This is a genomic window from Aliikangiella marina (genome assembly GCF_007004765.1).
GTDB classification, from domain to species: domain Bacteria; phylum Pseudomonadota; class Gammaproteobacteria; order Enterobacterales; family Kangiellaceae; genus Aliikangiella; species Aliikangiella marina.
This window is the reverse complement of sequence record NZ_VIKR01000007.1, coordinates 216,806-230,234: the sequence shown is the minus strand read 5'-3', so window position 1 is coordinate 230,234 and position 13,429 is coordinate 216,806. Positions and strand designations below refer to the sequence as shown.

At 42.3% G+C, this 13,429-nt stretch carries 13 protein-coding genes; 10 read left to right on the top strand and 3 right to left on the bottom strand.

Annotation, left to right across the window (positions count from 1 at the left end; translation table 11 throughout):
* Positions 1–10: 10 nt before the first annotated feature.
* Both FLL45_RS22270 and FLL45_RS22265 read right to left on the bottom strand, forming a co-directional pair.
* Positions 11–733 carry a DNA alkylation repair protein gene (locus tag FLL45_RS22270; RefSeq protein WP_142944272.1) on the bottom strand — a complete coding sequence of 241 codons (723 nt, stop codon included), beginning with the start codon at positions 731–733 and terminating at the stop codon, positions 11–13.
* The gene (locus tag FLL45_RS22265) at positions 714–1,742 is read right to left on the bottom strand and encodes an alpha/beta fold hydrolase (RefSeq protein WP_142944271.1); all 1,029 of its coding nucleotides are present in this window, start codon (positions 1,740–1,742) and stop codon (positions 714–716) included. Before FLL45_RS22265 ends, FLL45_RS22270 begins: the two co-directional genes overlap by 20 nt.
* Positions 1,743–2,102: 360 nt before the next feature.
* Between FLL45_RS22265 and FLL45_RS22260 the strand changes: the two genes are divergently transcribed.
* From FLL45_RS22260 to FLL45_RS22215, 10 genes are all read left to right on the top strand, one after another.
* Positions 2,103–2,483 (top strand): ATP synthase subunit I, encoded by a 381-nt coding sequence (locus FLL45_RS22260; protein WP_142944270.1) that lies wholly within the window; start codon positions 2,103–2,105, stop codon positions 2,481–2,483.
* Between the two features lie 34 nt (positions 2,484–2,517).
* Positions 2,518–3,330 carry a F0F1 ATP synthase subunit A gene (gene atpB / locus FLL45_RS22255; protein ID WP_142944269.1) on the top strand — a complete coding sequence of 271 codons (813 nt, stop codon included), beginning with the start codon at positions 2,518–2,520 and terminating at the stop codon, positions 3,328–3,330.
* 61 nt (positions 3,331–3,391) lie between these two features.
* On the top strand, positions 3,392–3,661 hold the full coding sequence (gene atpE / locus FLL45_RS22250; protein WP_142944268.1) for a F0F1 ATP synthase subunit C: 270 nt from the start codon (positions 3,392–3,394) through the stop codon (positions 3,659–3,661).
* Between the two features lie 45 nt (positions 3,662–3,706).
* Positions 3,707–4,177: a F0F1 ATP synthase subunit B gene (locus tag FLL45_RS22245; protein WP_142944267.1), complete on the top strand. Its 471-nt coding sequence runs from the start codon at positions 3,707–3,709 to the stop codon at positions 4,175–4,177.
* A gap of 20 nt (positions 4,178–4,197) precedes the next feature.
* Positions 4,198–4,734, top strand: coding sequence for a F0F1 ATP synthase subunit delta (locus FLL45_RS22240; RefSeq protein WP_142944266.1), 537 nt, complete (start codon positions 4,198–4,200; stop codon positions 4,732–4,734).
* Positions 4,735–4,750: 16 nt separating this feature from the next.
* On the top strand, positions 4,751–6,298 hold the full coding sequence (gene atpA / locus FLL45_RS22235) for a F0F1 ATP synthase subunit alpha (RefSeq protein ID WP_142944265.1): 1,548 nt from the start codon (positions 4,751–4,753) through the stop codon (positions 6,296–6,298).
* Positions 6,299–6,373: 75 nt separating this feature from the next.
* Positions 6,374–7,234, top strand: a complete 861-nt coding sequence (atpG, locus tag FLL45_RS22230) for a F0F1 ATP synthase subunit gamma (RefSeq protein ID WP_142944264.1) — start codon at positions 6,374–6,376, stop codon at positions 7,232–7,234.
* Between the two features lie 66 nt (positions 7,235–7,300).
* On the top strand, positions 7,301–8,677 hold the full coding sequence (gene atpD / locus FLL45_RS22225; RefSeq protein WP_142944263.1) for a F0F1 ATP synthase subunit beta: 1,377 nt from the start codon (positions 7,301–7,303) through the stop codon (positions 8,675–8,677).
* Positions 8,678–8,728: 51 nt separating this feature from the next.
* Positions 8,729–9,151, top strand: a complete 423-nt coding sequence (locus FLL45_RS22220; protein ID WP_142944262.1) for a F0F1 ATP synthase subunit epsilon — start codon at positions 8,729–8,731, stop codon at positions 9,149–9,151.
* A 408-nt stretch (positions 9,152–9,559) separates the two neighbouring features.
* Complete coding sequence (locus tag FLL45_RS22215; protein WP_142944261.1) at positions 9,560–11,224, top strand: putative Ig domain-containing protein; 1,665 nt, start codon at positions 9,560–9,562, stop codon at positions 11,222–11,224.
* A 56-nt stretch (positions 11,225–11,280) separates the two neighbouring features.
* Here the strand turns inward: FLL45_RS22215 and FLL45_RS22210 are convergent, their stop codons facing one another.
* Positions 11,281–13,182, bottom strand: coding sequence for a metallophosphoesterase (locus tag FLL45_RS22210; RefSeq protein WP_142944260.1), 1,902 nt, complete (start codon positions 13,180–13,182; stop codon positions 11,281–11,283).
* Between the last annotated feature and the right edge of the window lie 247 nt (positions 13,183–13,429).

Below are 13,429 nucleotides of genomic sequence, written 5' to 3'. Positions count from 1 at the left end.
GTAAATCGGCTCAAAACTTATTATTGAGGAGGTCTTGCCTTAACTGTCCTGGGAGTTTTTCTATTGCGGTACGTAATAAAGTTCGCGGCATGTCACCATATCGCGGCTTAAGATAGTCGAGTAAACAAGACTCATTTTGTTGACCGACCAATTTGAGCATCCAGCCCACAGCTTTGTGAATCAGATCATGGTGATCATTTTGTAATAAGTTTGCAATCGCGAGGGTATCTTTAAAATCCCCTGCCTTGATAAAGTGATAGGTTGCAACGATGGCAATCCGTCGTTCCCAAAGATTGTTAGACTGGGCCAACTGATAAAGCACATCGCGGGGTTTATCTTCAAGAAAAGGACCGACTATTTTATAACAGGCACAATCGACCAAATCCCAGTTATTGATGTACCGTAAATTAGCCATATAGCTTTGGTAAACTGCTGTCCTCCTGTCGTTTTTTTTGCAATTAAAAATCTCGACCATAGCGAGTAGCGCAAACATTCGAACTTCGTGGAATGGAGAACTAAGCAGTTTTTCACAAACGGATAAAGGAACGGGTTTAAATTGCTTAACTTGCTGACGAATAACCGGCACTCTGATCCCGATAAATTGGTCACCTTCTCCATAGCCGCCCGGTTCAGTCTTAAAAAAACCGCTGGCTGACTGAGCTAACGCGTGATTAGCCAAGTTGTGCAGCGATTTAAGTATTTCAGATTCCATGCTATTGAGAGGCTCGGTCATTAAGTCGCTGAATCGTTGCTATCAGTTGGTCAGGATCAGAAAAAGGTAACAAATGTTCTTTGCTGTCGAGATGAATGTATTGACCGTTGACTGACTCATCTGCTAACTGTTGATAAAACTTGGCGGCCTCCGCCTTCCAGCGTCGTAAACCTTGCTTATCAGCGTCTTTCTCAGTTTGAGCAATATAGTTATCCTCAAAATCGGTATCGAAAACCACTAATGGTATGTCTTTAGGCAATGTCTGCTTGGCTGCGATATCTAAATCCTCACCGTAACGCGCGATTTCTTTAAATAGATTTTGCAAGCTGATAATCGATAATCGAGATTGAAATGTTTTCTCGACATAACGCCAATCCGTCTCGGGATCCTTTGCATTGATTGACTGCAGGTGCTTATATTCAGTGTCATTCTTTTGTTTAGCCCGGGCCGCGTATTTACCAGCACCAATATATTCGATGTATTTTTCAAGATTATCTTTAAAAGGCTTAGCATCTGATTTATAGCGGTTAATTGAGTATGGTAGCAGCACGTCCGGATCAATTAAGGTGATCGACAAGGTTTCGGTGCTAAGCGTGCCTGACAATAACTGATTGATGGCAATATTAGCGCTCGCAAACCCAATGATATGCATTTTTTTGATCGCTAGTTTGGGGATCAACTGTTGAAGATCTTTACCGAATTGAATATAGCCAAGGGGGGCATTGGGATTATCGGTTTGTTGGCCCGCTCGGTCAATTGCCACGACCCGGTAATGCTTGGCAAGTTTGGGGGCTAATCGAGCAAACCAAGCAGAGTCAGAATTCCAGTTATCGGTCGGTCCAGAAAGGAGTAAAACCGTACTAAGTTTGGGGTCATTGGTGGTGGGCTGCCGGTTATGAGATGAGGAATACCATTCGGTGATTTGTAATTTATGGCCATTAATTTCCATGTATCTGCTTTGATGCTCCGCGAAAACATCTGATATAAACCACGAACTCAGCATAAATAATAGAATTAATCTATTTTTCATCGTTTTTTTTCCCTTCTGGTAAAAATCACACTCTACTGTGAATCACCTGATGACGACCAATCGAAAATGTAACATTTCCTTAAATAACAGCAAGTTATAATCTTGCGAGATTAGCTGATGAATTAAACCTCAGGATAGACCGATGATATGCATAAGGTTTGTTCGATGGATTACAGAATTTGCCTTGAATTAAGCCGATCGATCACTTGCTTATAGAGGCATTGATCACTATAATTTGCGCCGCATTTAGGTGGTTGTTTTTTGCCCGTAGTAAAGCACTGCAGCAAGGGTCATCCATATTCTTCGATTGGATAATGCGAAACACAATTTTAGGCAACTGATTTCAAATAAGTTCGCACAATGAGTCAAGCTTTGATCCAACGAGGACATCAGCAAGCTAAAAAGCTGCTATTGATACAAGCAATCATCATTATGGTTGCGGCGGCAATTGGGCTTTTGAAAGAATTGAAGGTAGCACTAGCATTGCTATCGGGCGGAGGCGCTATATTCCTTGCGAATAGTTTCTTCGTTTATAAGGCATTTTCCAAGTCCGGAGCACAACGCAGCAAACAGGTTGTTCGTGCTTTTTACTTTGGTGAAACGGTCAAAATCGTATTATCGGCAGCACTTATGGTGGCGGCCTTTAAATTTTTACCGGGATTTGAGGTTTATGTCTTGATTGGATTTGTGATTGGGTTGCTAGGTCAATGGTTAGCGCCCGTCATTATCAAAACGAACTAGATCGACTTAATTAGATTATAGGACTAATAAGTTTATGGCAGAGACAAGTACGGGTTATATCAAACACCATCTGCAGAATCTTCAAGTTTGTTCAACGGAAAATGGTTGGGCATTCAACACTGCAGATAACCCACTTCTTTGTAAAGGTGAATTCTGGGCTTTCAATGTTGACACATTGGGCTTTTCAATCGGCCTTGGCCTTATCTTCTTGTGGATTTTCCGCCGCGCAGCGAAAAAAGCTACCACTGGCGTTCCTGGAAAATTTCAATGCTTCATTGAGCTAATCATCGACTTTGTCGACTCTAACGTGAAAGATACTTTTCACGGAAAGAACAAGTTAATTGCACCACTCGGTCTCACTATTTTCGTTTGGGTATACCTCATGAATTTGATGGACTTGATTCCGGTGGATTGGATCCCAGGTTTGGCACACGCTATGGGTATCCCGTATCTTAAAATCGTACCAAGTACTGACGTAAACATTACGTTTGCCATGTCACTATCGGTATTCGTACTCATCATATTCTATAGCATCAAAGTAAAAGGTATCGGCGGCTTTACTAAAGAGTTGACGATGAATCCTTTTAACCACTGGGCTGCTATACCACTGAATTTAGTGCTGGAAGGCGCAGCATTGCTGGCCAAGCCAATCTCCTTGTCTCTCCGTCTTTTCGGAAACATGTACGCAGGTGAACTGATATTTATCCTTATCGCATTGATGGGATGGTTCCAGTTACCACTGCATTTTGGCTGGGCGCTATTGCACTTGTTGGTTATCTTCCTGCAAGCATTTATCTTCATGATGTTGACTGTGGTTTACCTCAGCTTGGCTCACGAAGATCACTAATTAAAAATTAACTTAAATAATTTTAACTTTAAACTTAACTATTCCTAATTAGGAGAACACAATGGAAACAGTAATCGGCTTTACCACAATCGCAGTGGCTATCCTTATCGGTCTTGGCGCTCTAGGCGTTGGTATTGGTATGGGTCTTTTAGGTGGTAAATTCCTAGAAAGTGCAGCTCGTCAACCAGAATTGGCGCCAATGCTTCAAGTTAAAATGTTCATCGTGGTTGGTCTTCTTGACGCAGTTGCAATGATCGGTGTTGGTATCGCGTTGTTCTTCACTTTCGCTAACCCATTTGTTGAGCAATTAGCAGCAGCTACAGCAGGTTAATCATCCCGAGTCTTTTCATTAACCGACTATTAAGAGGAGATTGCCGTGGATTTTAATGCAACCCTATTTGGCCAAACGTTTGCGATGATCGTATTCGTTTGGTTCACTATGAAATACATTTGGCCTTTGCTAGATGAAGCGATTACTGAACGTCAAGAAAAAATCGCTGAAGGGTTAGCTGCAGCCGATCGTAGCCAGCAAGATTTAGAGCTGGCTCAGAAGAAAGCTGCGGAAACCATGCGAGAAGCCAAAGAAAAAGCGGCTGAGCTACTCGATCAAGCTAAAAAGCGTCACGCTGAAATCGTAGATTCAGCAAAAGATGACGCGCGTGCAGAAGCAGATAAAATTAAAGCCGGTGCACAAGCTGAAATCGAACAAGAAGTCCATCGAGCACGTGAAGAGTTGCGTAAGCAAGTATCTGTATTAGCAGTTGCTGGCGCAGAGAAAATTCTTCAACGCAATATCGATGCATCTGCACAAGCAGACATTCTTGACAAATTAGTTGCTGAACTTTAATCAATAAATGAAGGTGGCCCATGGCTGAATTAACAACCCTAGCTCGACCATACGCCAAAGCTGCGTTTGAGTTCGCTTTAGAAGCTAAAAAACTGGCTGAATGGTCAGATATGATTGGCTTCGCGTCTCAGGTAGTGAGCGATGAGTCGATGCAACAGCTATTAACAAGCCCTCATTTTACTAAGGAAGACCAACGAGACGCGATGTTAAAAGTGTGTGAAGATAGATTGGATGCGAACGGCACCAACTTTATCAAGCTTTTAGCACAGAACGGTCGTCTACTGGCTTTACCTGAAATTGAAGTGTTATTTAATTTCTTGCGCAGCGAGTTTGAAAAAACCGTCGAAGCGCATGTCACTTCAGCAACAGAGTTAAATGAGCAGCAAATTACCCAAATTAAAGAGAAGCTAGCGGCGAAATTAGGTCGTGAAGTTGAAGTTGACGTCGAAGTTGATGGCGACATTTTGGGTGGTTTGATTATTCAAGCAGAAGATTTAGTCATCGACGGTTCGGTTCGCGGAAAGCTAACCAAGCTGTCTGATACTTTAAACGTATAATAAAGGAACACAGAGCATGAGCGTGCAACTGAATCCATCAGAAATTAGCGAGCTAATCAGACAACGCATCAATGATTTTGAAGTTGTTTCTGAAGCCCGCAATGAAGGTACCATCGTAAGCGTATCTGACGGTATCTTAAAAATTCATGGTCTTGCAGAAGTAATGCAAGGTGAAATGATTGAATTGCCAGGCGGTAAATACGGTTTGGCACTTAACCTTGAGCGCGATTCAGTGGGTGCGGTAGTGCTTGGTGACTACTCAGACATCGTTGAAGGTCAAAAAGCAAAATGTACCGGTCGTATTCTTGAAGTACCGACTGGCGAATGTATGCTTGGCCGTGTTGTTGACGCTTTGGGTAATCCAATCGACGGTAAAGGCCCTATTGAAGGTGCTACTTATTCTCCAGTAGAAAAAGTTGCTCCTGGTGTAATCTCTCGTCAATCGGTAGACCAACCAGTACAAACTGGCTATAAGTCTGTTGATGCGATGATTCCAGTCGGTCGTGGTCAACGTGAGTTGATTATCGGTGACCGTCAAACGGGTAAAACAGCATTAGCAATCGACGCAATCATCAACCAAAAAGACACGGGTATTCGCTGTGTTTATGTTGCGATTGGTCAAAAAGCGTCGACGATTGCAAACATCGTACGCAAGCTAGAAGAGCACGGCGCAATGGCGAACACTATTGTTGTTGCTGCATCGGCTTCTGACTCTGCGGCACTACAATTTATCGCACCTTTCGCTGGTTGTACTATGGGAGAATACTTCCGAGACAATGGTGAAGATGCGCTAATCGTTTATGATGATTTAACCAAGCAAGCTTGGGCATATCGTCAAATCTCATTATTGCTTCGTCGTCCTCCAGGTCGTGAAGCCTATCCTGGTGACGTATTCTACTTGCATTCACGTCTTCTTGAGCGTGCTGCAAGAATCAATGCAGAGCATGTTGAGAAAATCACCGATGGAAAAGTTAAAGGTCAAACAGGTTCTTTAACTGCACTTCCGATTATCGAAACGCAAGCGGGTGACGTATCGGCTTTCGTACCGACAAACGTAATCTCTATCACTGACGGTCAGATCTTCCTAGAAACTGATTTATTCAATGCTGGTATTCGTCCTGCGGTTAACGCTGGTCTTTCAGTATCACGTGTTGGTGGTTCTGCACAGACCAAAGTTGTTAAGAAATTGGGTGGTGGTGTTCGATTAGCACTTGCTCAATATCGTGAGCTAGCAGCGTTCGCGCAGTTCGCATCGGATCTTGATGACGCAACTCGTGAGCAGTTGGAACATGGTCAACGCGTGACTGAATTAATGAAGCAAAACCAATATGCGCCAATGTCAGTAGCGCAAATGGCGGTATCATTGTTTGCTGCTGAGAAAGGTCACTTGAAAGATGTTGAGTTGAGCAAAATCTTAGACTTTGAAGCAGCATTACAAGATCACATGAACAGTAACGAGCAATCGTTAATGGCCAAAATCAACGAAAGTGGCGGCTACGATAAAGATATCGAAGCTGAGCTTGATGCGGCTATCAACAAGTTCAAAGAAACTGCTACTTGGTAGTATTTGTGTCCCTCTTCCTCCTAGGGAGAGGGGACTTTAAAAGAATATTAATTTAACTAATTACTGGAACAGTCTATGGCGGTCGGAAAAGAAATTCGTACCAAGATTGGAAGTATTAAAAATACTCAGAAAATTACCAGTGCAATGGAAATGGTTGCTGCGAGTAAAATGCGTAAAGCGCAGGATCGTATGGAAGCAACCAAGCCTTATGCCGAGAAAATCCGCGGTGTAATCGGTCACTTGGCAATGGGGCACACTGAGTATAAGCACCCTTATATTATTGAGCGCGAAGTAAAACGGGTTGGATTCATTGTTGTTTCAACTGACCGTGGCTTATGTGGTGGCTTAAATACTAACCTTTTCAAAAGCGCATTAAAGTCAATGCAAGATTGGCAAGAGAAAGAAGTCGAACTCGACTTATGTTTGATTGGCTCTAAAGCAGCGGCTTTCTTTAATCGTTTTGGTGGCAATGTTGTCGCTAAAACTTCAGGCTTAGGTGATACACCAACAGTTACTGATTTAATCGGTACGGTTAAAGTCATGTTAGATGCATTTGATGAAGGTCGAATTGATAGACTTTATTTGGTTCACAACGAGTTTGTTAACACCATGACTCAAGAGCCAAGAGTTCGCCAATTATTGCCCGTTGAAAAGCAAGAAGAAGACGAATTAAAACATCACTGGGATTATATTTACGAACCAGATGCTAAAGAGCTATTAGACGTATTACTAGTCCGTTATATCGAATCACAAGTCTATCAAGGCGTTGTAGATAATGTCGCTTGTGAGCAAGCGTCAAGAATGGTTGCGATGAAAGCAGCAACTGATAACGCTGGCGATATCATTGACGACTTACAGTTGATATACAACAAAGCACGTCAAGCGGCTATTACCCAGGAAATCTCCGAGATTATTGGTGGTGCAGCTGCTGTATAGCGCACTCGTCATTGTGAGATTAGTTAAAGAATTTTAAAGATTAAAAATTAAATAGAGGAACAAACAATGAGTAACGGTAGCATTGTTGAGATTATCGGCGCTGTCATCGACGTGGAATTCCCACGTACTGATGTACCGAAAGTGTATGATGCACTTGATATCGAAGGTAGCGAGTTAGTACTAGAAGTTCAGCAACAGTTAGGTGACGGTGTTGTCCGTTGTATCGCGATGGGTTCCTCTGAGGGAATGAGCCGCGGCATGAAGGTAACCAACACAGGCGCTCCTATTTCTGTGCCAGTTGGCCAAGAAACTTTAGGCCGAATCATGGATGTTCTTGGTAACCCAATTGACGAAAAAGGTCCAATTGGCGAGCAAGAAAGAATGTCTATTCACCGTGAAGCGCCTTCTTATGAAGATCAAGCTGCGGCTAACGAATTGTTAGAAACTGGTATCAAAGTAATCGACTTGGTTTGCCCATTTGCTAAAGGTGGTAAAGTTGGTCTATTCGGTGGTGCGGGTGTTGGTAAAACCGTCAACATGATGGAGCTTATCCGTAACATCGCAACAGAGCACAGCGGTTTCTCTGTATTCGCCGGTGTTGGGGAGCGTACTCGTGAAGGTAATGACTTCTATCACGAAATGACTGACTCAAACGTAATCGATAAAGTATCGCTAGTTTACGGTCAGATGAATGAGCCTCCAGGAAACAGACTTCGTGTTGCTTTGACTGGTTTGACTATGGCGGAAAAATTCCGTGATGAAGGTCGTGACGTTTTACTTTTCATCGATAACATCTATCGTTATACACTTGCAGGTACTGAGGTATCAGCACTTCTAGGTCGTATGCCATCGGCGGTAGGTTACCAGCCTACACTTGCTGAGGAAATGGGTGTACTTCAGGAGCGTATTACTTCGACTAAGACTGGCTCTATCACATCGGTTCAAGCGGTATACGTACCTGCTGATGACTTGACTGACCCGTCTCCAGCAACAACCTTTGCTCACTTGGATGCGACTGTTGTACTTTCTCGTCAGATCGCTGAGCTTGGTATCTACCCTGCGGTTGACCCGCTCGATTCAACTTCACGTCAGCTTGACCCATTGGTTATTGGCCAAGAGCACTATGATGTTGCACGTGGTGTTCAAGGTGTTCTTCAGCGTTATAAAGAGTTGAAAGATATCATCGCAATCTTGGGTATGGATGAATTATCAGAAGAAGATAAGCAAACTGTTGCTCGCGCTCGTAAGATTCAACGTTTCTTATCACAGCCATTCTTCGTTGCTGAAGTATTCACCGGTTCTCCAGGTAAATACGTCTCATTGAAAGATACTATTGCTGGTTTCCAAGGCATTCTTAACGGTGAATACGACCACTTGCCAGAGCAAGCTTTCTACATGGTTGGTTCAATCGAAGAAGCGGTTGAAAAAGCAAAATCAATGTAAGTTGGTTGTAGTTAATATTAACTACAAGCTCTCGAGCATAGGAAATTGGATATGTATACATTTCATTTAGATATCGTTAGTGCTGAGAAGTCGATCTTCTCTGGCACTGTCGATTCACTTGTTGCCACTGGTGAATTAGGAGAGTTAGGGATTGTCCCAGGACATGCCCCATTGCTCACGTCTTTGAAGCCTGGAACAGTAAAAGTAACTGACCATGATGGAAATGTAGAACTTTATTATGTGTCTGGTGGAACGCTTGAAGTTCAGCCACACGTAACCACGATTTTGGCGGATACGGCGGCACGAGCTGATGATGTTGATGAAGCGGCTGCTATTGCAGCGAAAGAAGCAGCAGAAGCAGCAATGGCCGATCAGAGTTCAGAAATTGAATACGCTGAAGCAGCTGTTGAATTAGCTGAAGCGGTCGCTCAGCTGAGAACAATTCAAGCAATCCGCAAAAAAGTCGGCAAATAAGTTTCGCTTTGGTCGATACAGAATGAAGAAAGCGGCTTAGGCCGCTTTTTTTGTCCATTTAAATCAAATCATTCCCGCCAAATTGTTTTTTTAGGGTTAATGCAAACCAAAATCATCGTTTGATCGTCTATTTATTAAACAATTGATGATTATAGCGTCTACACGATGAAGCTCACCTTCTTAAAACCATTAATGGCATTCATAGCAAGCATTGTTATGTGCATGGTTTTTGTATTGACGTTACCCGCTAAAAGCGACTTTCAAACGACCAGCCAACAGTGCGAAAAAACCGTACTGATCAAATAACACTTTAGGTTACTTTTAGGTAACATCTCCCACACAAATTTGGGGTATCTTATCGCCCTACTTCTGCTAAAATCTTAAAATCCACGCAAAAAAAGGACGATAATGGCTAATCGACTGCATTTTGGGGAAAAACTTCTATCAGTAGCAACCCGCATCCGACCAGGTGAAGGTCCTTCAACCTGGATGTTGATTGGCAACGCTTTCTTCCTGCTTTATTCTCATTATCTGTTAAAAGTCGTTCGCGAAACACTTATCCTAACCAACGGCTCAGCGATGGACAAGAGTTTGGCCAACGCCATTTCTGCACTAACTATCGGTTTCGTCGTCTTTGTTTACGGTATCTTCTATAAGCATTACCAAGATAAGTCTCATCGCTATGGACTGACCGTCATGGTGAATGGATTTTTCTTTGTTAATATTCTGATTTTCCTGGGATTAATCGCCATAGATATCAAAACCCCGATGGTGTTTTATGTTTGGCAGAGTATTTACGGTGTTCTCTTAGTTTCCCACTTTTGGTCTTATTGTGCGGATTTAATGAATCAAAAAACGGGACAAAGGCTTTTTCCTCCCATTATGATTGGAGCCACATTAGGGGCCTGGTTTGGATCGCTTTCTGCTGATTGGGTTTATGGACAAGCGGGTATTAACTCAGTGTTATTTGCTGCGGTTATTTGTCTGGTAGGCGCTACCTACTTATCAATGCGTGCAGAATTAAAGTTACCGGAAGAGTCTAAAAACCACAAAATTGATGTTGAAGACCAAGAAGAGCATATTTCCGCGCTCGAAGGATTCCGATTAATTTTTAGTAAAAAGTATCTTATTTATGTCGCTGCTTTTGTACTTTTAATGAATTGGATTAATACAACTGGAGAGTTTATTTTTGCCTCCTATGTTAAAGACACCGCCGCAGCGATTGCCGCAACCAGTCCGAACCTATCGGAAGCAGATTTAATTACTCGTTATTATTCAACCTATTACACTTGGGTTAGCTCCCTCGGTTTTTTGTTGCAAACGTTTCTTGTTGCCCGTTTATTTCGATGGATAGGCATCAAGGGTAGCGTACTTATACTCCCAGTGGTGATGATTTTGGGTTACGGATTGCTTGCGTTAGTCCCGATTTTTATCGTCGCGTTTTTAACCATGATTGCTGAAAATTCAGCGAGTTACTCCATTGCTAATACGACTCGCAATGCGTTGTACTTACCCTTGGATAGGGACGATAAATACCTGGCAAAAACAACCATCGATACCTTTGTTTGGCGTTTAGGCGATCTACTTCAGTTTGGCGTTATCTACGTAGGGCTTAATTCTTTTAATTGGGAAACGATGGAGTTTGTGTGGCTTAATTTGGCGCTATCGGCATTGATGTTATTGATTTGCTACAAAATTTCTAAGACTTATGGTCGCGATTATGAAGATAGTCAGACCGGCAATGCGCCGCAAATTATCGGTGAAATAGCAAACTTTGAGCTAAGTTCTGGTTTTCGGATGCGCAGTAAAATTCCAGAGGATCTTTTCTATGATCCCGATCCAGGCGATGCACTGCGTTATTTCTTAACCACGGTGCAAAATACTAAGCTACCTGAATGGATTGTTTTTGATAAACACAACCTTCACATCACCTTTCATCCACCAAAAGGAACAAGTGGTGAATTGAAATTGAAATTGCGAGTGACAGATGCTGATGAGTTGGGATGTGAAGTTGAGTTTGATGTTCGCTGGTCTGACTCTTTACCCATGAGTCCTCATTTAGAAAGAATTTAAAAAACAGCAAATCCAAAACAAGACGGCGATCAGGCTCACCTGATCGCCGTTTTGTTTTAATCATCTAACGGATCAAGGTTTAAAATTAAGTCTCGTCTTTTCATCAGCGCATTAATCTGATTTCGATTGAGTAAATCCCCCATTGATTTTTTTACTTTATCTTTAGTCAGCTCGGTAAGCGCTTTTCTAACTTCTGGAGTAAGTTTAATGTTCGAGCGATCGATTTCTCTCGGTAATTTCCGTCTAAACGAAAAACTACGGGAATGATCAATCCAGACAAGCTGGCCTTGGTTTTCTTCGATTAAAATATTCGTTGGATTTCGGTCGAAGTTATGAATTAACAGATCAAATACTCGCATCATATTCATTTGTGCTTCATAACTACAATGTCCGTCATATGCCCAGCCTTTTTCATTGGCCTCGTACTCGGTGTAGGAATTTTCAACCCAGTATTGAACCAATCCTCTACCCTCATCCATCGGTCTAGTGGTTGAGATAGGAACAAGTTTGAACCCCATCAGCTCGCTCAAACGGTAAGCGGCAATATCATTATGATAGCGGTCGGCATACATATCTTCAGGCTTTCGTTTGCGTTCATTTTGCAAATTTGGACTGTCGTCAATGTACTTTGATAACGCGCGTATTTTATTGCCATTTACATTGAAGGTTAATCGAGACGGTCGTGTGATTCCGGTCTTGAGTTTTTCGGTTTTGTCAGCTTCTTTCGTTTCCAAGAGTTTGACTAATTCATCGTGGCTTAGGTTGGTTGGATAATTTATTGCCGTGTGATAAGCGGTTTCAGGCTGATAGACTTCTCCCGAAGAATTTAACACTGATAGTTTGTCGTCGATAATTTGAATAATATTACCGCTGCCCCCGTACACATCGCCCAACATGCCGGTATCCATTAGAATGGCTTGATTGTTTAACCTTTGATTGACTCGCCGAGTCGGGGTAACCGAATGACCTAGTAATACTTGTTTGGCGTCAAAGCTAGCGAGGATATTTCGCAACGACTCATTTTCATAAAAAGGATGGCAATAAATCGCGCCACGATACCAAGTGGGGCTTTGGGTTGAAAAGAGAAAAGCATTTTCCTGGCTGTTAAACTGAGTCACAAATTCTTCTTTTTGGTTGATTATGCTCTTTGCTCTTTGGCGAAACGGAATGCCATGAGTGAGTGAGCCGTCCGATAATAGATCGTGCCAAGCATTGACATAGGTTAATAACTCGCCTTTTAGTTGTGCATTCACCTCGTTTAAGGTTTTACCAACTAGTTCTGGCGACAACCCACCATGGGTAAAAAGTCTATCGTTAACTTTGTTAATAAAATCCTTGTTTAACAACCATTTTCCGTATTTACCTTGTGGGGAAAATGCTTCATAACGCGCGAAATAACCCTTCGGAAATGCTTCATCGAATTTTATGCGGACCTTTTTCTTATCTATCTTTAGGCGTGAATTTTTTTGTTCTTTGCGGAGCTTAGTTTGGTGATAGTTGACGAAACGTTCAAAATATTGGTCTCTCAAAGCTTCGGTTTCATCTTCTTCGAACTCAGCATATTCTGCAGGTGCGACATAACGCAGATCGCCAACGAGAATCATGACTTCATGATTACCTAGAGAAAAAAGCAGTTTACCGCCTGCTTCTGTAGCCTGTTGCTCGAGCTTTATCAGTAAGTCGAAAATCTTGCGAGGGCCCGGTCCACGGTCCAGTACATCACCCGTGGAAACTAGAATCGATTTACCAGCACGCCAATTATTGTCTTCGTCGATTATTTCAGCTGTTTTGAGGAGCTTGGTTAATTCTTGGTAATCCCCGTGAGAGTCTGCAAAAGCCCACACAGTTTCAGAGGTGTGGACTTCAGCAGCCAGAGCCAGATTAGATACGGGCTTTAATGTGATTAATACAGCACTTACTAAAAAAGCTAATAACCACCTATTTAATGAAATCAGCATAGCAAAGGTCCTTGGTTTGCTAAAATAGATTGAGATATCGTCGCGATTTACTAGTATAACCTATAATAAATCAGTTACCTCCCCAGTAACGGCTTAATCGATCGGCTGCCGGTATTTAAAAATGACAAATCGATGAAAGCGAGCCAAACTTAACCGATATAAGCGTTTAATATTGATCTGAAAGGTTTATCTCACTGGATGATCTGCGTAAAATACGACACTTGATTCAATTTTTATGGATTTAGCT

Coding starts and splice junctions, on each gene's coding strand:
- atpA (WP_142944265.1), top strand. CDS start 4,751: ATGAGCGTGCAACTGAATCCATCAGAAATTAGCGAGCTAATCAGACAA.
- FLL45_RS22215 (WP_142944261.1), top strand. CDS start 9,560: ATGGCTAATCGACTGCATTTTGGGGAAAAACTTCTATCAGTAGCAACC.
- FLL45_RS22210 (WP_142944260.1), bottom strand. CDS start 13,182: ATGCTGATTTCATTAAATAGGTGGTTATTAGCTTTTTTAGTAAGTGCT.
- FLL45_RS22270 (WP_142944272.1), bottom strand. CDS start 733: ATGACCGAGCCTCTCAATAGCATGGAATCTGAAATACTTAAATCGCTG.
- atpG (WP_142944264.1), top strand. CDS start 6,374: ATGGCGGTCGGAAAAGAAATTCGTACCAAGATTGGAAGTATTAAAAAT.
- FLL45_RS22265 (WP_142944271.1), bottom strand. CDS start 1,742: ATGAAAAATAGATTAATTCTATTATTTATGCTGAGTTCGTGGTTTATA.
- FLL45_RS22260 (WP_142944270.1), top strand. CDS start 2,103: ATGAGTCAAGCTTTGATCCAACGAGGACATCAGCAAGCTAAAAAGCTG.
- FLL45_RS22240 (WP_142944266.1), top strand. CDS start 4,198: ATGGCTGAATTAACAACCCTAGCTCGACCATACGCCAAAGCTGCGTTT.
- atpD (WP_142944263.1), top strand. CDS start 7,301: ATGAGTAACGGTAGCATTGTTGAGATTATCGGCGCTGTCATCGACGTG.
- atpB (WP_142944269.1), top strand. CDS start 2,518: ATGGCAGAGACAAGTACGGGTTATATCAAACACCATCTGCAGAATCTT.
- atpE (WP_142944268.1), top strand. CDS start 3,392: ATGGAAACAGTAATCGGCTTTACCACAATCGCAGTGGCTATCCTTATC.
- FLL45_RS22220 (WP_142944262.1), top strand. CDS start 8,729: ATGTATACATTTCATTTAGATATCGTTAGTGCTGAGAAGTCGATCTTC.